At 63.6% G+C, this 19179-nt stretch carries 17 protein-coding genes; 8 read left to right on the top strand and 9 right to left on the bottom strand.

Features of this window, described 5'->3' with window-relative positions:
* Window positions 1–70: 70 nt before the first annotated feature.
* Complete coding sequence (locus AWB75_RS19980) at window positions 71–415, bottom strand: hypothetical protein (protein WP_061125815.1); 345 nt, start codon at window positions 413–415, stop codon at window positions 71–73.
* Between the two features lie 98 nt (window positions 416–513).
* Window positions 514–861, bottom strand: a complete 348-nt coding sequence (locus AWB75_RS19975) for a hypothetical protein (RefSeq protein WP_061125872.1) — start codon at window positions 859–861, stop codon at window positions 514–516.
* Between the two features lie 404 nt (window positions 862–1265).
* On the opposite strand from AWB75_RS19975, the gene AWB75_RS19970 reads away from it, so the two are divergent.
* Both AWB75_RS19970 and AWB75_RS19965 read left to right on the top strand, forming a co-directional pair.
* Window positions 1266–1739, top strand: coding sequence for a hypothetical protein (locus AWB75_RS19970; protein WP_061125814.1), 474 nt, complete (start codon window positions 1266–1268; stop codon window positions 1737–1739).
* 175 nt (window positions 1740–1914) lie between these two features.
* Window positions 1915–2418 (top strand): Mpo1 family 2-hydroxy fatty acid dioxygenase, encoded by a 504-nt coding sequence (locus AWB75_RS19965; protein WP_061125871.1) that lies wholly within the window; start codon window positions 1915–1917, stop codon window positions 2416–2418.
* Here AWB75_RS19965 and rarD read toward each other — a convergent pair whose 3' ends face one another.
* Window positions 2419–3396 (bottom strand): EamA family transporter RarD, encoded by a 978-nt coding sequence (gene rarD / locus AWB75_RS19960; RefSeq protein ID WP_061125813.1) that lies wholly within the window; start codon window positions 3394–3396, stop codon window positions 2419–2421.
* Window positions 3397–3796: 400 nt separating this feature from the next.
* On the opposite strand from rarD, the gene egtD reads away from it, so the two are divergent.
* The gene (gene egtD, locus AWB75_RS19955) at window positions 3797–4765 is read left to right on the top strand and encodes an L-histidine N(alpha)-methyltransferase (protein WP_061125812.1); all 969 of its coding nucleotides are present in this window, start codon (window positions 3797–3799) and stop codon (window positions 4763–4765) included.
* Here the strand turns inward: egtD and AWB75_RS19950 are convergent.
* The 5 genes from AWB75_RS19950 to AWB75_RS19930 are packed head-to-tail and all read right to left on the bottom strand — an operon-like array spanning window position 4762 to window position 10876.
* On the bottom strand, window positions 4762–5058 hold the full coding sequence (locus tag AWB75_RS19950) for an acylphosphatase (protein WP_061125870.1): 297 nt from the start codon (window positions 5056–5058) through the stop codon (window positions 4762–4764). The two genes, egtD and AWB75_RS19950, sit on opposite strands and share 4 nt — an antisense overlap.
* 47 nt (window positions 5059–5105) lie before the next feature.
* Entirely contained in the window at window positions 5106–6245 is a 1140-nt protein-coding gene (locus AWB75_RS19945; RefSeq protein ID WP_061125811.1) for a hybrid sensor histidine kinase/response regulator, read from the bottom strand.
* Window positions 6246–6267: 22 nt separating this feature from the next.
* Window positions 6268–6873: a chemotaxis protein CheB gene (locus tag AWB75_RS19940; RefSeq protein WP_061125810.1), complete on the bottom strand. Its 606-nt coding sequence runs from the start codon at window positions 6871–6873 to the stop codon at window positions 6268–6270.
* A gap of 2 nt (window positions 6874–6875) precedes the next feature.
* Window positions 6876–7712, bottom strand: a complete 837-nt coding sequence (locus tag AWB75_RS19935) for a CheR family methyltransferase (protein WP_407642153.1) — start codon at window positions 7710–7712, stop codon at window positions 6876–6878.
* A gap of 17 nt (window positions 7713–7729) precedes the next feature.
* Window positions 7730–10876, bottom strand: a complete 3147-nt coding sequence (locus AWB75_RS19930) for a response regulator (RefSeq protein WP_235012165.1) — start codon at window positions 10874–10876, stop codon at window positions 7730–7732.
* A gap of 170 nt (window positions 10877–11046) precedes the next feature.
* On the opposite strand from AWB75_RS19930, the gene hpnA reads away from it, so the two are divergent.
* From hpnA to AWB75_RS19915, 3 genes are all read left to right on the top strand, one after another.
* Complete coding sequence (hpnA, locus tag AWB75_RS19925) at window positions 11047–12054, top strand: hopanoid-associated sugar epimerase (RefSeq protein ID WP_061125809.1); 1008 nt, start codon at window positions 11047–11049, stop codon at window positions 12052–12054.
* Window positions 12055–12301: 247 nt separating this feature from the next.
* The gene (locus AWB75_RS19920; protein ID WP_061125867.1) at window positions 12302–14548 is read left to right on the top strand and encodes an NADP-dependent isocitrate dehydrogenase; all 2247 of its coding nucleotides are present in this window, start codon (window positions 12302–12304) and stop codon (window positions 14546–14548) included.
* Between the two features lie 207 nt (window positions 14549–14755).
* Window positions 14756–15286 (top strand): hypothetical protein, encoded by a 531-nt coding sequence (locus AWB75_RS19915; protein ID WP_061125808.1) that lies wholly within the window; start codon window positions 14756–14758, stop codon window positions 15284–15286.
* Between the two features lie 30 nt (window positions 15287–15316).
* Here the strand turns inward: AWB75_RS19915 and AWB75_RS19910 are convergent, their stop codons facing one another.
* A complete protein-coding gene (locus tag AWB75_RS19910) occupies window positions 15317–16519 on the bottom strand; it encodes a glycosyltransferase (protein ID WP_061125807.1) in 1203 nt (400 codons plus the stop codon).
* 489 nt (window positions 16520–17008) lie between these two features.
* Here AWB75_RS19910 and ispH point away from each other — a divergent pair, with 489 nt between their 5' ends.
* Entirely contained in the window at window positions 17009–17971 is a 963-nt protein-coding gene (gene ispH / locus AWB75_RS19905) for a 4-hydroxy-3-methylbut-2-enyl diphosphate reductase (RefSeq protein ID WP_061125806.1), read from the top strand.
* Window positions 17972–17984: 13 nt separating this feature from the next.
* Window positions 17985–19139 (top strand): adenosyl-hopene transferase HpnH, encoded by a 1155-nt coding sequence (hpnH, locus tag AWB75_RS19900; RefSeq protein ID WP_061125805.1) that lies wholly within the window; start codon window positions 17985–17987, stop codon window positions 19137–19139.
* Window positions 19140–19179: the final 40 nt, after the last annotated feature.

The following is a 19179-nucleotide window of genomic DNA, read 5'->3' as shown; positions in this document are numbered from 1 at the left end:
GCCGGGCGGATGCCGCTTTTCGCATCATCGCGACGCTGCGGCGATCGCACCCGCGTGCGCTGGCACCGTATCAATAAGCCTTGTGCGTGCCGGTCCCGTCCGACTTCATGCCGCCCGAATTCATGTTGCCGTTGTTCGGCGCGCTGCGTTGCACGGTGCCCTGATCCTGGCTCATGCCGTTGGTGGCGTCGTTGCCCATGCCGCTCTTCGCGCCGGTGCCCGCCGTGCCGTCCGCCGATCCGCCCATGCCGGTGCCGCTCATGCCGACGCCGCCGCCCTTGCCGCCCGCCGCCGATCCGGACCCCGACGACCCATTGCCGCCTGCGCCCATAGAACCGCCCGCTTGCGCATAAGCGCCGCCCGACAAGCCCAGCACCAGGGCCGAAATAACCAGCTTCTTCGTCATCGCGTTCATTGCATGCCTCCCGAGTTTGCATATCGGTCGTGGCAACGCATCGGACGCCACAACCGTGCCGGGATTAGCGCAAGGGGCGTGCCGCGCTTGAAATCGAATCAATAGCCGCAAGGCACGTAGGCGCGACGATAGTTGTCGTAGCAATAGCCGGGCGGCTGCGCAGGCTGGGCATAAGCCGGCTGCGCATAAGCGGGCTCTTCATAGACAGGCTGCGCATACGCCGGTTGCGCATACGCCGGCTGCGCGTACACCGGTTGTGCATTGGCGACCGATGTCACCAGCGCGCCAAGCACCGCGCCGCCGATCAGCGCGCCGACGATCGCACCGCCGTCGCCGTCGCCGCCGCCGCCGCCGTGACGCCCGCCGCCGCCATGTCCATGCGCCAATGCCTGGCCCGCTACCGTCAAACTACCGATCATCATCAAGACGATTGCTGCGCGTTTCATGAGCTTCTCCATTTCCCGACAGGCCGGGTTCATGGAAGTCATCTTAAGCAGTCGGCTAAGAAATAACTGCTGCAGTTGGTAACCGCGCATTTCAACGATTACAAATGCGGCGTCGGGAATTCGCCCAAAGAGAATTTAGTTCGGATACCCAATTACCTTGGGCACAGTTACAAATCGATGCGAATTCGCCGAATCGTAACAAGCTTTCGCGCGCATCCGGTAACACGAAGCGTATAGAGCGGTCGGCTCAGCCGCTTTTACTGCATGCCGTTTCATTTGCTCGCCACTGGTTACGCTTTGTCACCAGAAGAACGTCAACTATATCGACGGACAAGGCGTTTTCATCGTCAGCGCGGCGCACTGCGCCACGCGTCCTCATTAAAAAGATCCAAGGGAGTTAATCCATGAAGAAGATCGTCGCTGCTCTCGCATCCGCCATGCTCGTCTCCACCGCATTCGCGCAAACTGCCACGACCGATGCCGGCAAAGCGCAACTGAAGGCCAACAACGAAAAGGCCGAAGCCCAGGCGACCGCCAACAAGAAGAAGGCGGAAGCGCAGCACGATGCCGCGAAAGCACAGGCATCGGCGAACGAGGACAAGGCATCGGCGCAAGCCGACGCCAACAAGGAAGCCGCGAAAGTAGCGCAGGCGACCACGCCGGAACAAGCTTCCGACGCCCGCGGTGATGCCGCCAAGGCACAGGCGAAAGCCGACAAGAAAAAGCACGCTGCGCAGTCCAAGGCCGACAAGAAGAAGCAGGATGCAGCGAAGGATGCCAACGTGGCGCAAGCGAAGGCCGACAAGGAAAAAGTCGAAGCACAAAGCGACGCTAACAAGTCGGCCGCCGATGCGAAAGTAGACGCGGCGAAGAAGTAAGGGAGGCCGGCGTCATCGCATCGCGCACTGGGCATTGCATATCAACAATCCAGTGCGTTTGATTCAGGCGAGTCTTCGGACTCGCCTTTTTGCGTTCCATTAAAGGAAACGCTAGTTGCCGCTGTCGATGCGCGGCTTATCATGCGTGAAACAAGAAACAATGGAGACGCCCGCCATGCGCTCGCTGACCGATCAGCTATCGCAATACGCCGCTTATCATCGCGACAGGCGTAATGTCGCCACGCACTTCATCGGTATTCCTCTGATCGTGCTCGCGATCGCCGCATTGCTGAGCAAACCCGCATGGGCCGTGTTCTCAGGCGCGTTCATGCTCACGCCGGCCTGCGTGCTGTTCGCGCTCGCCACGCTCTATTATCTTTGGCTCGACGTGCCGCTCGGCATCGCGATGGGTTGCGTGTCCGCGTTGAGCGCGGCGTTCGGGCAGTGGGCGGCGTCGCACGACACGGCGGTATGGCTCGCCATCGGCATCGGCCTCTTCGTGACCGGCTGGGTGTTTCAATTCGTCGGACACGTGCGCTATGAGCATCGCAAACCCGCGTTCGTCGATGACATCATCGGGCTATTGATCGGACCGCTCTTCATTCTCGTCGAGCTTATGTTCGGGCTCGGTCTCATGCGCGATCTGCGCGAGGCCATCGAAGCGCGCACCGCGCGCTGATCATTCGACGCGCTCGATCTCCTCCGCCACCGTTTCATGCTCGACGCTCGCGTGATGCTCGCTCATCGGCAATGCCTGTTTGCGCGAACGCTCGCGCATCAGGAGCCGCGCGCTGTGCACGCCCGTCAGCACGACCGCGATCCAGATCGGCACATAAGTCCCGAGCTGCCGCGCTGAAAACGGCTCGCCCAGCAGCAGCACGGCTACGCCGACGAGCAGCACCGGTTCCACATAACCGAGAATGCCGAAAAGCGCGAGCGGCAGATGACGGCTCGCGCGCAGATACGACGCGAGCGCGATCGTGCTCAACGCGCCGAGCCCCGGCAACAGCAGCAGCCAGAGATGCGGCTCGCCCGCGACATCCGTGAACGAGCCGCGCACGAACAGCATGATTGCCGCGACGGGCGTCATCAACATGATCTCGACCGCGAACGACACGAGCGGATCGGCGTTGAGCCTGCGGCGCAATATGAAATACGGCGGATAGCCGAGCATCACGACGAGCGTGGGCCACGCGAACGCATGCGTGACGACGAGCTCATGCGCAACGCCGACGGCCGCCGCGGCGACGCCCGCCCACTGAAAGCCATCGAGCCGCTCGCCGTAATGGAAGCGTCCGAGCAGCACCATCGCGAGCGGCAGGAGGAAATAGCCGAGCGAAACTTCCAACGCGCGTCCGTGCAGCGGCGCCCAGAGAAAGATCCACAACTGCACGCCGAGCAGCGCGGCGGCGGCGGCGAAGCCGAGCAACAGATGCGGCGTTTTGGCGAGCTTCGCAACGAGCGCGCATAATTGCGGCCAGCGCTTTCGCAGCGCGACGAGCGCAAGCGCGCCGGGCAGCGTCCACACGATGCGCCAGGCAAAAATGTCGAGTCCGTCGAGCGGCGCGAGCCACGTCGTATAGCCGGACATCAGCGCGAAGAGCGTGGAAGCGGCGACGGACAGCGCGATGCCGCGCCCCAGGTCATGCTGATTCATCGAAGAGAAGCGCTTTCGCGCGCGAAGGTGAATGCAAGCCGATCGAAACGGCGAGAGCGCATTCTAAACGCAGCACGCGCGTCTTTTCAAAACCCGCTTCACATACGATGCACCGGTGTGCGCGCTTCTTGCTTGTCAGATGCTTCGCATTTCGGCATGAACTTCATCGCGTGGACGCCGTCTCACGCAACTGTCCGTCTTACGCAACTGTCTTTGGCCGGTCACCATGATCGGCGAGCCTTGTCGGTCCGGCGCACGCTTGCCGGTCCGGTCCCGAAGTCCGAGCGGCACCTTGCGTGTTTCCTTCACCGCTCACGTCATTGCATCCGCAGCAACACGCGCCGTGCCAAAGTTTTCCGAGGTTGGCACGCGAAGAAAACGCCGCATCGATGGAGACGTCATGACTCAACCCGCCTTGTCGCCCCGCTTCGCCAACGCCTTCGCGGAGGCCGTGCACGTAGGACTCAGCAAGCGTCCGCAAAAAGAATTGCCCTCGATGTATCTGTATGACGAAGTCGGCTCGGCCCTCTTCGAAGTCATCACCGCGCTGCCGGAATATGGCGTGACGCGCGCCGAAGAGCGCGTGTTGAAGGATCATGCGACGGACATCGTCGCGGCCATGCCGGGCGATATTCAGGTCGCGGAACTGGGCAGCGGCAGCGGCCGCAAGACGCGCCGCATTCTTGAGGCGCTGTGTAAAAAGCAGCCCACCGCTTACCATCCGATTGAAATTTCTCGTACCGCCTTGCAGTTGTGCCGGCGCGAACTGAGCGATATCGAACGCGTGTCGATCGTCGGGCACGAGCGCGATTACCTCGCGGGCTTGTCGGAAGTCAGCGCGAGGCGCAAGGACGGCGAAAGACTGCTCGTGCTGTTTCTCGGCAGCACCATCGGCAATTTTGCGCGGCTCGCTGCAACCAAGTTCCTGCGATCGATCCGCGGCATGCTCCAGCCCGGCGATGCGCTTTTGCTCGGCACCGATCTCATCAAGCCGCTGCCGGTGCTGATCGCCGCGTACGACGATCCCATCGGCGTGACGGCCGCGTTCAACCTGAACATGCTCGCGCGGATCAATCGCGAACTGGGCGGCGATTTCCCGCTCGACGCTTTCGAGCACGTCGCGCGCTTCAATCCGGACGCACGCAGCATCGAAATGCACTTGCGTGCAAAGCGCGCGTTGTCGGTCCGCGTTCGCGAGGCGGATTTGCGCGTGGACTTCCGCGAAGGCGAAACGATCTGGACGGAGAGCAGCCACAAATATGCCGCCGATGAAGTCGCGCCGATCGCCGCCGATGCGGGCTTCGAATGCACGCATCAGTGGTGCGACGAGGAATGGCAGTTCGCGGAGAGTCTGCTGGTGGCGCGTTAGTGTTGTTCGAAGCGCTCGTAGCGTTTCTCGACGTGGCGCTCTTCGCTGTGAAACTCGGTGACGCGGGCATGCGGCGGCCCGCGCCGCAGCCATTCGAGCATCAGATCGACCTGATTGGCCGCGCCCTGCACGACGGCTTCGACGGAGCCGTCTTCGAGATTGGCGACCCATCCGCGCACGCCGAGCGCGTGCGCCTTCCTGACCGTGTGATGGCGAAAGCCGACGCCCTGCACGACGCCGCGCACATGCACGTAATACGTTTCGATTCTCGTATCCAGATCCGGACCGGGCATTGCGGACTCCCTTCGTTCGTCGTTCATAGGCGGCATTGTAGACAGCTTCAACCCAGTCTGAACGGCTGCGCCCCGTCCGCGCGCTCGCCCGGCCCCGGATGAAATACGCGCGGCAACCTCACTTCGAAGGTCGTGCCGGCTTCGGCCGTCGAGCGCACGCTGACGTCGCCGCCGTGCATCTGCGCGATCTCGCGCGTGATGTAGAGCCCGAGACCGAGACCGCTCGATTCGTGCTGACGCCGGCCCGAGCGATACGGCGCGAAGATCGTCGGCAGCACATCGGCGGGAATCTCGCCCGCGTTGTGCACGCTGATGGTCACGTCGTCGGCGTCGCCGTCGAGCCGCACCTGGATCGCCGAGCCTTTGTGCCCATGCTGTAGCGCATTGCCGATGAGATTCGAAAACACTTGCGAAAGCAGGTCGCCGTCGCCTTGCAGGAGCGTGTCGCCCTGACGCAGCACGAACACGCGCCCCTTGCCGACGCGCGCCTCGTATTCATCGACGATATTTCTCGCGAGCGTCATCAGCTCCACCGCGCGCGGCTGCAACGCGACGCGCCCGCCGCGCAGACGCGCGAGGTTCAGCAACTGATCGACCATGCGCACCATGCGCATGCCGCTCGACTTGATGCGCTCGCCGATGTTCGCGACGTTCTCGTCCTTCACGAAGCGCGCCAGATATTCCGCCGACGCGATCACCGCCGAAAGCGGCGTGCGCAGATCGTGACCGAGCACGGCCATCAGCATTTCGTTCGCATCGAGCAGTTGCTGCACGGTCGCGAGCTGCGTCGCGAGTTGCTGCTTTTGCCGCTCCATCTGGATGAAGACATCGACCTTCGAGTTCAGGATGCGCGAATCGAACGGCTTGTAGAGAAAGTCCACCGCGCCCGCTTCGTAACCGCGGAAAGTGCGGTTCGTGTCCTGCGCCGTCGCCGTGAGAAAGATGATCGGCACGTGCGCCGTGCGCGGGCTGCCGCGCATCAGTTCGGCGAGCTCGAATCCGTCCATGCCGGGCATGTTGACGTCGAGTATCGCGAGCGCGACTTCGTGCTTGAGCAGCAGTTCGAGCGCGGCCGGCCCCGATTCGGCTTTCAGCACCGACAGATCCGGCCGCGCGAGCGACGCTTCGAGCGCGGTGATGTTGTTGCGGATGTCGTCGACGATCAGCACGTGGATGGGTTGCGTCATCTGGTGACTCCTTGCCTTCTTTTCATGGCTGGCGGCGGATGCATTGCGAAAGCCGCATCGCCATTTCGTCCAGCGTCAGTACGTCATGCACCGCGCCTTGCGCGATCGCCGCGAGCGGCATGGCGGGCGACGAGGCCGTCGACGGATTCTGCGCCCAGCACTCTCCGCCCGCGTCGCGGATCGCACGGGCGCCGCGCGCGCCGTCGTCGTTCGCGCCCGAGAGCACGATGCCGAGCAGCCGCTCACCGTATGCGTGCGCCGCCGATTCGAACAGCACGTCCACCGACGGCCGCGAGAAGCGCACCGGCGGATCGACCGAAAGCGCGATCGACGGCGCCACGCCGCCTTCCGCCTCCACGAGCATGTGATAGCCCGCCGGCGCGAAATACACCGTGCCGGGCATGATCTCGTCCTTGTCGAACGGTTCTTCGATCGCCAGCGCGCAGCGCGTCGCGAAGAGTCCCGGCAACAGGCTCGGCGGCCCCTGCCGCACATGCACGACGACGAGCACCGGCGGCGCGAACGCCTTCGGCAGCACCGGCAACAAGTGATTCAACGCCTCGACGCCGCCCGCCGATGCGCCGATCACGACTGCGCCGAATTGGTGCGTGCCGAAAGCGTCGATCATCGTCACACCTTCTGATAAAGCCGCTCGCGCGGATTGAAATCCGCGAAGCGGTCCGCGTACTTCGAAAAGCGCAGGCTCTCCTTGCTGCCCAGACCGAGAAACCCGCGCCGCACGAGCGAATCGCTGAACAGGCCGAGCGCGCGATCCTGCAGCGCGCGATCGAAATAGATCAGCACATTGCGGCACGACACCAGATGCGCTTCGAGAAACACGCTGTCGGTGGCGAGACTGTGATCGGCGAACACGACGCGCGACTTGAGCGTCTGCGAAAACTTCGCCGCGCCGTAGGCCGCGTGATAGTAGTCGGAGAGCGAGCGCTTGCCGCCCGCCGACAGATAGTTCTGGCTGAAGCCCGCCATGCGCTCCAGCGGATAAATGCCGCTTTCCGCCTGCCGCAAGGCTTCCGCGTTGATATCGGTCGCGTAGAACACGGTGCGCTCCGCGATCTTCTCCTCCGCGAACAGCACCGCGAGCGACCACAATTCCTCGCCGCTGCTGCATCCCGCCACCCACACCTTGATCGACGGATAAGTCTGCAGAATCGGCACGACCTGCTCGCGAATCGCGCGGAAATACTCCGGGTCGCGGAACATCTCGCTCACCTGCACCGTGAGGTACTGGAAGAGCCGCGCGAAGAGCGCCGGATCGCGCAGGATGCGCTCCTGCAAGTGCGACAGCGTCCGCGCGTTGAAATCGTGCACGGCCTGCGCGAGCCGCCTTCTCAGCGAGCTCACGGAATAGTGACGGAAGTCGTGCTGATAGCGCAGGTAGATCGCTTCCAGAATCAGCTTCAGTTCGATGTCGAACGTGTCTTCTTCGTCGTGCCGGCTGTCGTTCATCTGAAAGCTCGCTTCGTTCATCGCTGGCGCAGCCAAACCCGGCACAGCGACACGAGCTTATCCACGTCGATGGGCTTCGATATGTAGTCGTCCGCACCCGCCTCGAGACATTTCTCGCGATCGCTCGGCATGGCCTTCGCCGTCAGCGCGATGATCGGCAGGCGCGCATGCTGCGCTTGCTTGCGGATCTCGGTCATCGCGGTCAGGCCGTCCATCTCGGGCATCATCACGTCCATCAGCACGAGGTCGATGTCGCTGCGACGCGCCAGCGCTTCGAGCGCCTCGCGGCCGTTGCGCGCGATTTCGAGCGTCGCGCCCAGCGGCTCGATCACGCGCGACAACGCGAAGATATTGCGCACGTCGTCTTCGGCGAGAAGAATCGTGCGGCCCTCGAACACGTCGTCGCGCTGGCGCGCCGCGCGCAGCATGCGCTGCTGCTCGGGCGGCAACGCGCTCTCGACGCTGTGCAGGAAGAGCGTCACTTCGTCGAGCAGGCGCTCCGGCGATTTCGCTCCCTTGATGATGATCGATTTCGAGTAGCGGCGCAGGCGCTGCTCTTCTTCCTGCGACAGCAAACGCCCCGTGTAGACGATGACAGGCGGCGAAGCGTGGCCGGCGCTCGTCGACACCCGTTCGAGCAACTCGTAGCCGGAGCCGTCGGGCAGCGCGAGATCCATCACGACGCAATCGAACACGCCGCGCTGCATTTCCTCGATGGCTTCCGCGATCGATCCCGTGCCGGTGATCGCCACCGTCTCGCTCGCGAGCAGCGCGTGAATGCTCTGGCGCAGCGCCGGATCGTCCTCGACGACGAGCACGCGGCGCATGCCCTGCGCCGAACGCGCTTCGAGCTTGCGGATTGCAAGGGCGAGCTCGTCGCGCGCGCTCGGCTTCAGCGTATAGCCGATCGCGCCGAGATGCAGCGCGACATCGGCGTGATCGGTCGCCGAAACGATGTGAATCGGCACATGGCGCGTGAGCGGATCGTGCTTGAGCCATTCGAGCACCGTGAGGCCCGACTGGTCCGGCAAGCCGATATCGAGCAGGATGCCGTTCGGCTGCAGCGAACGCGCGAGTTCGACGCCCTGCGTCGCGGTGGCCGCGTGCACGCAGTCGAAGTCGAGCTCGTGCGCGAGATCGTAGAGGATGCGCGCGAACGGCTGATCGTCCTCGATGACGAGAATCACGCGATCGGGACGCTTCCGGTCGGCGCGGTCGTCGGCGATCGTCGGCACGTCGGGCAAGGCCATCGGCACGGCAAGCGGCACGGCAGGCGGCGCGGCAACTGGCACGGGAGGAAGCGGCGGCTTCACGGCCGCCGGCTCCGGCTCGCCGAGATGACCGATCGCGTCGAGCTTCGAGGTGACGGTGCCTTCGCGCGCGGCGATCGGCAGCGTCACGGAGAACACGCTGCCGTGCCCCAGCTCGCTCGACACGGCCACCGAGCCGCCGAGCAGACGCGAGAATTCGCGCGAGATCGACAGCCCGAGCCCGCTGCCGCCGTATTTGCGGCTCGTGGTGCCGTCGGCCTGCTGGAACGCCTGGAAAATCATGTCCTGCTTGTCACGCGCGATGCCGATGCCCGTGTCGCGCACCTCGAAGCGCACCGCGTTGTCGCCCGCGCGCTGCGCCGCGACGCTCACGCGGCCGCGCTCGGTGAACTTGAACGCGTTCGACAGCAGATTGCGCAGCACCTGCAAAAGCCGCTGACCGTCCGTGACGAAGTACTGCGGCACGTTCTCGCCATGCTCGGTGACGAATTCGAGTCCCTTGCTTTCCGCGACGGGCGCGAACGACTGCTTCAGCGCCTGCAGAATCGAATCGACGGACGTGGGCGCGAACTGCACGTCCATCTGCCCCGCCTCGACCTTCGACAAATCCAGAATGTCGTTGATGAGCGCGAGCAGGTCGCTGTTCGATGAATGGATCGTCGCGGCGTAGCGCACCTGCTCGTCGGTCAGATTCCCTTGCTTGTTGTCCTGCAGGAGCTTCGCGAGGATCAGCGAGCTATTGAGCGGCGTGCGCAGTTCGTGCGACATGTTCGCGAGGAACTCCGACTTGTACTGGCTCGCGCGCTCCATTTCCAGCGCGTTCGCGGTCAATTCCTGCTGCACTTGCAAAAGCTCGGCCTTTTGCCGTTCGAGATGTTGCGTGTGCTCTTCCAACTGCACGTTGGTCTGTTCGAGCTCGGCCTGCTGCTGTTCGAGACGCGCCTGCGAATCCTGCAACGCGCGGCCGCGCTCTTCCAGTTCCTCGTTCGACACGCGCAGCTCTTCCTGCTGCACCTGCAATTCCTCGCTCTGGCGCTGCGTCTCTTCGAGCAGTTCGACGAGACGCGCGCGATAACGCGCCGAACGCATCGCCATGCCGACCGGTTCCGCTGCCATTTCGAGCAGCGCGCGGGCGTCGTCGAATTGTCCTTCGTCGCCGACGAAACCCAGCTCGATCGCGCCGACGGCTTCGCCATCGGCATAAAGCGGCGCGATCACGACGCGCGACGCCGTCGCGGAGCCGAGCGCGGAACCGGTTCTCAGATAATGCGCGGAAGCATCGCGCAGCTCGAGCACGCGCTCATCGGCGAGCGCCTGGCCGACGAGCCCCTCGCCGCGCGCGAGCGTGCGCGGCGCGCTGTCCTCGTCCGGCAGCGCCCACGCCGCGACGCGCACGAGCGCATCGCCTTCGAGCGCGTAGACGACGCCCACTTTCGCCTGCACGTACGGCACGATCGAACGCAGGATGCTCACACCGATCGAAGCCGGAGACTGCTCGCCGCGCAGCTTCACGCCCAGTTGGACGATGCCCTGCTGCAGCCAGGCCGTGCGTTGTACGGCGAGCCGCGATTTGATATACAGATGCGCCACCGCCGCGAGCATGAACAGCACGACGATGCCCATCGCGCGGTTGACCTGGAGCACTTCGCGGCTCGTGCCCGGATCGATGGGCGACAATGCATAGCCTGCGATCATCAGCAGCGCCGAGGCGCCCGCGGTGACGATCGGCACGGCGGGACGGTCGACCCACACGCACAGCACGACCGGCAGCAGATAGAAGATCCAGATCGCGACGCGGATCGGCGTGAGCACATCGACGGCGAACACGACCGCGAGCGCCAACGCGATGGCGAGGTAGATCCAGGAGATGAGGTTTCGAGTGTCTTGAGGCATCGTCGACCGGTTGTGTTCATGTTTTGCGCGGCCGGAATGTGGCGAGGCGGCGGCAGGCACGGACCTTAGCATGAGCCGCAGACCCTTGTCACATCAGGCTTTCGCGCAATCTTTCCCGCGCGGCAGTTGTTACGAAAGACGGCCGCGCCAGCGTTTTCATCGAGGTAAGAATGACTGATTTTTCCGGCTCTCGCGTGCTCGTCACGGGCGCCTCGGGGTTCGTCGGGTCCGCGGTCGCGCGGCTCGCCATCGAACGCGGTTTCGACGTGCGCGTGCTCGTGCGCAAGACGAGTCCGCGCAAGAACGTCGAATCGCTGGACGCGGAGATCGTCGTCGGCGACATGCGCGACGAAGCGTCGATGCGCGCCGCGCTCAAGGGTGTGCGCTTCCTGTTCCACGTCGCCGCCGATTACCGCATCTGGGCGCCCGATCCGGGCGAGATCGAGCGCGCGAATCTCGAAGGCACCGAGGCGACGATGCGCGCGGCGTTGGCCGAAGGCGTCGAGCGCATCGTCTATACGAGCAGCGTCGCGACGCTCAAGGTGACGAGTTCCGGCGCGATCGTCGACGAGACGAAGCCGTCCGACCCGCAGAGCACGATCGGCGCGTACAAGCGCAGCAAGGTGCTGGCCGAGCGCGCCGTCGAGCGCATGGTCGCGCAGAACGCGCTGCCGGCGGTGATCGTGAATCCGTCGACGCCGATCGGCCCGCGCGACGTGCGTCCGACGCCAACCGGGCGCATCATCGTCGAGGCGGCGACGGGCAAGATTCCGGCGTTCGTCGATACGGGCCTGAACCTCGTGCATGTCGATGATGTCGCGAACGGGCATTTTCTCGCGCTGGAACGCGGCAAGCTTGGCGAGCGGTATATCCTCGGCGGCGAGAACCTGCCCTTGCAGCAAATGCTGGCGGACATCGCCGGATTGGTCGGGCGCAAGCCGCCGACCGTCAAATTGCCGCGCGGGCCGCTTTATCCCGTCGCGATCGGCGCGGAGCTGTTCGCGAAGTTCAGCGGCAAGGAACCGATGGTGACCGTCGACGCGCTGCGCATGTCGAAGAACAAGATGTGGTTCACGTCGGCGAAGGCGGAGCGGGAACTGGGGTACAGCGCCCGGCCGTACCGGGAAGGGTTGAGGGATGCGCTCGACTGGTTCCGGGCAAACGGCTATTTCGCGTAGTGAAGCGCGATATCGGTGCGTGAAATGTTCCGGTCCCGCAACGACGGCGAAATACCGCAACTCTTGTATAAGACTATAAAAAACTTAAGTCATTGAAATAGCAAGATAAACACCCGTTTTCGCCGTCCGCGCGAGCCGATATTCACACGCGCGTGACGCAAAAATCAGGCAGAATAGCGGTTTGTTGCCGGACGGGTGACGCAGCCGGCGGTTTTTTCCAACCTGTTTTCGGATGTCGAGACAAGCGATGAGCAATCAGCAACCCACCATCATCTACACCCTGACCGACGAAGCTCCGCTGCTCGCGACCAGCGCCTTTCTGCCGATCATCCGTACCTTCACCGCGCCGGCGGGCGTCAACGTCGTGACGAGCGACATCTCGGTGGCCGCGCGCATCCTGGGCGAATTCCCCGAATATCTGACCGACGCGCAAAAGGTCCCCGACAATCTCGCGAAGCTCGGCGAACTCACGCAGGACGCCGACACCAACATCATCAAGCTGCCGAACATCAGCGCGTCGCTGCATCAGCTGACCAGCGCGATCAAGGAGCTGCAAAGCAAGGGCTACAAGCTGCCCGACTATCCCGAAGAGCCGAAGAACGACGAAGAGAAAGCCATCCGCGCGCGCTACGGCAAGTGCCTCGGCTCGGCCGTGAACCCGGTGCTGCGCGAAGGCAACTCGGACCGCCGCGCGCCGCTGGCCGTCAAGAACTACGCGAAGAAGCATCCGCACAGCATGGGCGAGTGGAGCATGGCGTCGCGCACGCACGTCGCGCACATGAAGCACGGCGACTTCTATCACGGCGAAAAGTCCGTCACGAACGACAAAGCGCGCGAAGTGCGCATGGAACTCGTCACGAAGCGCGGCGAAACCATCGTGCTCAAGCCGAAGGTCAAGCTGCAGGACGGCGAGATCGTCGACAGCATGTTCATGAGCAAGAAGGCGCTCGTGGAATTCTACGAAGACCAGATGCAGGACGCGTTCGACACTGGCGTCATGCTGTCGCTGCACGTGAAGGCGACCATGATGAAGGTCTCGCACCCGATCGTCTTCGGTCACGCCGTGAAGGTCTTTTATAAAGACGCATTCGCGAAGCACGGGAAGCTCTTCGAAGAACTCGGCATCAACGTGAACAACGGCCTCGTCGATCTCTACACGAAGATCGAAGCGCTGCCGGAATCGCAGCGCGACGAAGTCATCCGCGACATGCACGCGTGCCACGAAAAGCGCCCGGCCATGGCAATGGTCGATTCGGCCAAGGGCATCTCGAACCTGCACGCGCCGAACGACGTGATCGTCGACGCCTCCATGCCCGCGATGATCCGCGCCGGCGGCAAGATGTGGGGCGCCGACGGCCGTCCGCAAGACACCAAGTGCCTGATTCCGGAAAGCACGTTCGCGCGCATCTATCAGGAAATCATCAACTTCTGCAAGACCAACGGCGCGTTCGATCCGAAGACCATGGGCACGGTGCCGAACGTCGGCCTGATGGCGCAGAAGGCCGAAGAGTACGGCTCGCACGACAAGACCTTCGAGATCGCTGAAGACGGCACGGCGCGCATTGTCGACAACGCGACGAACGAAGTCATCGAAGGGCTCACGCAGGAAGTCGAGAAGGGCGATATCTGGCGCATGTGCCTCGTGAAAGACGCCCCGATCCGCGACTGGGTCAAGCTCGCCGTGACGCGCGTGAAGAACTCGGGCACGCCGGCGGTGTTCTGGCTCGACCCGTATCGTCCGCACGAAGCCGAGCTCATCAAGAAGGTCGAAACGTATCTGAAGGATTACGACACCACCGGCCTGGATATTCAGATCATGTCGCAGGTGCGCGCGATGCGTTACACGCTCGAGCGCGTGATCCGCGGCATGGACACGATTTCGGTTACCGGCAATATCCTGCGCGATTACCTCACCGACCTGTTCCCGATCATGGAACTCGGCACCAGCGCGAAAATGCTGTCGATCGTTCCGCTGATGGCGGGCGGCGGCCTGTATGAAACGGGCGCGGGCGGCTCGGCGCCCAAGCACGTGCAACAGCTCGTGCAGGAAAACCACCTGCGCTGGGACTCGCTCGGCGAATTCCTCGCGCTGGCGGTGTCGCTGGAAGAGCTCGGCATCAAGAACGACAACGCGCGCGCGAAGCTCGTCGCGAAGGCGCTCGATTCGGCCACCGGCAAGCTGCTCGACAACAACAAGAGCCCGTCGCCGAAAACCGGCCAGCTCGACAATCGCGGCAGCCAGTTCTATCTCGCGATGTACTGGGCGCAGGAACTCGCTTCGCAGTCGGAAGACAAGGCGCTCGCCGAGCAGTTCGCGCCGCTCGCGAGGACGCTGGCCGCGAACGAGCAGAAGATCATCGACGAGCTCGCCGCGGTGCAGGGCAATGCGGCGGATATCGGCGGCTACTACAAGCCGGACGAGGCCAAGCTCGAAGCCGTGATGCGTCCGAGCAAGACGCTCAACGACGCGCTCGCGCAAGCGCAGGCGAAGTAAGCTTGCACGGGGGCGCGCATCATGCGCGTCCGACCGAACCGGCATCTCTTTCGAGATGCCGGTTTTGTTTTGAGCCGACGAAATTCTCTCGTGTAATCCGCGCCTTCAGTGCAATTGGTTACAACCTGTGCCGACCCCGACAAAGGCGAGCGGGTAGAATCGTTGCCTCACGGCACGCCTGCAAGACACGGACACAGACACATTCGCATGAATCTACAAGACCAGCTCGGCGCGCTGGAGTCGAGCCTCGACGCGCTCCTTCAGACCGCTGTTGAATCTGACCGGTCATCGGCTGAGACGATCGAACCCGTCGCTTCGTCGAAGGAAGCCTCGCCCGATGAACCGCCCGCGTTGCACGGCGCGCACAAACCCGGCGATTCCGCCGCGCCCGCCGAACCGCCGGCGTTGAACGAGCCGCCCACGCTCGTCGTGTCGCGCCCGGAGCGCGATGCCGTCGAAATGACGATCGCGGGCAAGACGGTGAAGCTGAGCGCGGAAGGCGTGTCTGAGCTGATCGAGGAATTGTCGAACGTGCGCGCGTCGATGTCGGTGGAGCAGCCGACGGGCATCGCGCCCGGATGGCGCTTCGCGGCCACGAAGAACCCGGTCATGGCGACGCAGAAGTACCCGAACGGCGACCGCTTGCTGATCATGCGTCACGGCGGACATGGCTGGGTGCCGTTCACGTTTTCGCCGAACATGGTCATCGAGCTGTATGCCATGTTGACGAAGAAATAAGGCGGCGTCCTTCGAAGCCGCCCAAGTATGTCACGAACCTTCCTGCGTCGGCGCCTGCACGCGCGCCTTCCATTGCCCGCCTTTCCCGCTCCAGTAACGCACGGCTGAGCCGATCGTCGCGCTGACATAGAACAAGCCGACGAGCGGCAAAAGCGGCGCCCACAACAGCGATCTGCGGTAGTAGCGCAGCATCGGCCCATACGCGATGCACATGAACGCCCAAGCCGCGCACGCGGGCCACGCGCGCGCGCCGAACGCCAGCGCGAAAACGGGCGGCACGAGATAAATCAGCACCATGCCGAGCACGGTGCCGGCGAGCAGCAAGGGCGAATAGCGCAACTGCGTGAACGCGGTGCGCGCGATCATGTTCCAGATTTCGCGCCAGTTGTCGTAAGGACGCAGCGATTCGCTGCGCTCGGCGAGATCGAGGCGGATCGGGCGCGCGTCGTTGCGGGCCGCCCGGTGCTTGATGCGCGCGGCGAGACTGCAATCGTCGATCAGTTCCTGGCGGATTGATTCGATTCCGCCCGCTTCGACCAGCGCCGAGCGGCGCACGAGCATGCATCCGCCCGCCGCGCCCGCGGTCGGCTTCTTCGCGTCGTTGACCCACGCGAACGGATACAGCTTCGCGAAGAAAAACACGAATGCGGGAATCAGCGCCTTTTCCCAAAGGGAATCGCAGCGCAGACGCACCATCAGCGAGACCAGATCGCGGTCTTCCAGAATCGTGCGCGCGACGAGCTGCGTGGCGGCGTCGGAGGGATGGTGGATGTCGGCGTCGGTCAGCAACAGGAATTCGGCGGGCAGGCCGAGCGTATCGATCGCGCCGACGCCCTGCGACTGCGCCCACACCTTGCCCGACCAGCCCGGCGGCAACGGCTGAGCGGTCAGCACGGTCAGCCGGTCTTCGAGCCCGAGCTCGCGGGCGGCGGCGAGCGCGACGGTGGCGGTGCCGTCGGTGCTGTGGTCATCGACGACGATCACATGGAACGCGCCCTCGTAGTCCTGCTTCAAGAGCGAGCCGACCGCGCGCCCGATGACATCGGCTTCGTTACGCGCGGGCACGACCGCGACGAGCGCGGGCCATGCGCCGCGCCGCGCGATCTCGGCGTTGCCGACGGCGTGGATCGTCGTATCGGACAATGCCGGCGCGGGCTGCGCGCGCCAGAAGCCGCCGCGTGCAAAAAGCAGCACGATCCAGATCAGGAAAGAGAGCCAGGCGATCAGTAACATGAAAAAAAACGGTTAGCGTGTAAACAGTTGTGTGACCGGAAAGCGCGATCCGGCCACTCGAATTTTGGGATGCGATGAAGCGGGCGCCGTGCATCGAGCGCTGTCGCCCGTAGCGCTGCGCGAAAAATACACCGCGCCGGAAAGGCACCGAAGTCCTGTCCGGCAGGCCGCTGGGCGGCCCCGGGCCGCGAAAATAGCGCAGCTTGCGGCCCGAAGCCGTCCGACAGTTTACTGGGTTCCGCGAATCGCCGTATTTGCACGCGTGACGCCGCGTTCCCAATTGAAACAGGCATTGAGCACCCAAAAAGGGAACGCGCTAGAATACGCGGTCAACTTCGGCGCGCAGACCGACACTACCGTGTCGTTTTTTCCGGTCTGCTTTCCCCAGCTTTCGAACGTCTCCCAGTGTCGTTCAGGGCGAATCATCGGGAAAGTGCGAGTTTCGCGCCGGCTAACCCGAGACCCGCGTCAGTCGGAGTTCGTTCGAATATGCGTATCATCCTTGCTCAACCCCGCGGCTTTTGTGCGGGTGTGGTCCGTGCGATCGAAATCGTCGATCGGGCCCTCGAACGGCATGGCGCACCCGTTTATGTGCGTCACGAGATCGTTCATAACCGTCATGTCGTCGACAATCTGCGCAGCAAGGGTGCACGGTTCGTCGAAGAGCTGGATGAAGTGCCGCACGGCGCGGTCGCGATCTTCAGCGCGCACGGCGTCGCGCAAAGCGTCGAGAAAGACGCAGAGGCGCGCGGTCTCGATGTGCTGGACGCCACCTGCCCGCTCGTCACGAAAGTTCACGTGCAAGGCCGTCAGTATGTATCGCAGGGGCGCACGCTGATTCTGATCGGCCACGCGGGCCATCCCGAAGTGGAAGGCACGATTGGGCAGATTCCGGGCGTCGTGGTGCTGGTGCAGAGCGAAGCCGAGGTCGCGAAGATGACGCTCGCGCCCGACACGCCCGTCGCTTACGTCACGCAGACCACGCTCTCGGTCGATGACACGCGCGGCATCATCGATGCCCTGCAGCGCCGCTTCACGAATATCGTCGGGCCGGACACGCGCGACATCTGCTACGCGACGCAAAACCGCCAGGCCGCGGTGCGCGAGCTGTCGAGTCAGGTGGACGTGCTGCTCGTGGTCGGCGCGACCAACAGTTCCAATTCGAACCGTCTGCGGGAGATCGGCGCCGAGAGCGGCGTGCCGAGCTACCTCGTCGCGGACGGCTCGGAAATCAAGCCGGAATGGTTTGCCGGTGTGCAGACCGTCGGCATCACCGCAGGCGCCTCGGCGCCCGAGGAAATGGTCAAACACGTGATCGATGCCCTGCGCGCGTTCGGAAACGTCGAAGTCACGACGATGAACGGCCGCGAGGAAAAGGTCGAATTCAAACTCCCCGCGAAGCTCACCCAGCCGGTCGCCGCCGTTGCGGCAACCGCGATTCGCGAAGAATAAGGAGAGGACGCAATTGTCTATCCCGATGCTCCAGAAGGCCCGCGTTGGCGCCTACATCTTCAAGCAGCACATCACGGGCACCAAGCGCTATCCGCTCGCGCTGATGCTGGAACCTCTGTTCCGCTGCAATCTCGCGTGTAACGGCTGCGGCAAGATCGACTATCCGGACCCGATCCTGAATCAGCGCCTGTCGCTGGAAGAATGTCTCGGCGCAGTCGACGAGTGCGGCGCGCCGGTCGTTTCCATCGCGGGCGGCGAGCCGCTTCTGCATAAGGAAATGCCGCAGATCGTGAAGGGCATCATGGCGCGCAAGAAGTTCGTGTATCTCTGCACGAACGCGCTGTTGATGGAAAAGAAGATGGACGATTACGAGCCGAGCCCGTACTTCGTCTGGTCGGTGCACCTCGACGGCGACCGCGAGGCGCACGATCACTCGGTTTCGCAGCCGGGCACCTACGACAAGGCCGTCGCGGCCATCAAGGAAGCGAAGCGCCGTGGCTTTCGCGTGAACATCAACTGCACGCTGTTCAACGACGCGGAGCCGGAACGTGTCGCGAAGTTCTTCGACACGCTCGGGCCGATTGGCGTCGATGGCATCACCGTGTCGCCGGGCTATGCCTACGAGCGCGCGCCGGATCAGCAGCACTTCCTGAATCGCGACAAGACCAAGAATCTGTTCCGCGAGATCTTCAAGCGCGGCAACAACGGCAAGAACTGGTCGTTCAGCCAGTCGACGCTGTTCCTCGACTTCCTTGCGGGCAATCAGACGTACCAGTGCACGCCGTGGGGCAACCCGGCGCGCACGGTGTTCGGCTGGCAGAAGCCGTGCTATCTGGTCGGCGAAGGCTACGTCAAGACCTTCAAGGAATTGATGGAAACGACCGATTGGGACAAGTACGGCACGGGCAAATACGAAAAGTGCGCGGACTGCATGGTCCACTGCGGCTTCGAGGCGACCGCCGTGATGGACACGGTCGCGCATCCGCTGAAGGCTGCGAAGATCGCGCTGTCGGGCCCGCGCACGACGGGCGCGTTCGCCAAGGAACTGCCGATCGACAAGCAACGCCCGGCCGAGTTCGTGTTCTCGAAGCATGTCGAGATCAAGCTGGAAGAGATCGGACGCGCGCAAAAGGGTAAAGGCGCGAAGGCGGCGGCGGCGGTGAGTTGAGCTTCGGCTGAGTGAATCGAAGAAAGGGCGGATGGCTTTG

It is taken from the genome of Caballeronia catudaia, assembly GCF_001544755.2.
GTDB lineage: Bacteria > Pseudomonadota > Gammaproteobacteria > Burkholderiales > Burkholderiaceae > Caballeronia > Caballeronia catudaia.
The sequence above is the reverse complement of the archived record's forward strand: the minus strand, read 5'-3'. Positions and strand labels throughout refer to the sequence as shown.

Bases quoted from the DNA above. Each gene is read 5' to 3' on its own strand.
- AWB75_RS19980 (WP_061125815.1), bottom strand. From the start codon at position 415: ATGAACGCGATGACGAAGAAGCTGGTTATTTCGGCCCTGGTGCTGGGC.
- AWB75_RS19975 (WP_061125872.1), bottom strand. From the start codon at position 861: ATGAAACGCGCAGCAATCGTCTTGATGATGATCGGTAGTTTGACGGTA.
- AWB75_RS19970 (WP_061125814.1), top strand. From the start codon at position 1,266: ATGAAGAAGATCGTCGCTGCTCTCGCATCCGCCATGCTCGTCTCCACC.
- AWB75_RS19965 (WP_061125871.1), top strand. From the start codon at position 1,915: ATGCGCTCGCTGACCGATCAGCTATCGCAATACGCCGCTTATCATCGC.
- rarD (WP_061125813.1), bottom strand. From the start codon at position 3,396: ATGAATCAGCATGACCTGGGGCGCGGCATCGCGCTGTCCGTCGCCGCT.
- egtD (WP_061125812.1), top strand. From the start codon at position 3,797: ATGACTCAACCCGCCTTGTCGCCCCGCTTCGCCAACGCCTTCGCGGAG.
- AWB75_RS19950 (WP_061125870.1), bottom strand. From the start codon at position 5,058: ATGCCCGGTCCGGATCTGGATACGAGAATCGAAACGTATTACGTGCAT.
- AWB75_RS19945 (WP_061125811.1), bottom strand. From the start codon at position 6,245: ATGACGCAACCCATCCACGTGCTGATCGTCGACGACATCCGCAACAAC.
- AWB75_RS19940 (WP_061125810.1), bottom strand. From the start codon at position 6,873: ATGATCGACGCTTTCGGCACGCACCAATTCGGCGCAGTCGTGATCGGC.
- AWB75_RS19935 (WP_407642153.1), bottom strand. From the start codon at position 7,712: ATGAACGACAGCCGGCACGACGAAGAAGACACGTTCGACATCGAACTG.
- AWB75_RS19930 (WP_235012165.1), bottom strand. From the start codon at position 10,876: ATGCCTCAAGACACTCGAAACCTCATCTCCTGGATCTACCTCGCCATC.
- hpnA (WP_061125809.1), top strand. From the start codon at position 11,047: ATGACTGATTTTTCCGGCTCTCGCGTGCTCGTCACGGGCGCCTCGGGG.
- AWB75_RS19920 (WP_061125867.1), top strand. From the start codon at position 12,302: ATGAGCAATCAGCAACCCACCATCATCTACACCCTGACCGACGAAGCT.
- AWB75_RS19915 (WP_061125808.1), top strand. From the start codon at position 14,756: ATGAATCTACAAGACCAGCTCGGCGCGCTGGAGTCGAGCCTCGACGCG.
- AWB75_RS19910 (WP_061125807.1), bottom strand. From the start codon at position 16,519: ATGTTACTGATCGCCTGGCTCTCTTTCCTGATCTGGATCGTGCTGCTT.
- ispH (WP_061125806.1), top strand. From the start codon at position 17,009: ATGCGTATCATCCTTGCTCAACCCCGCGGCTTTTGTGCGGGTGTGGTC.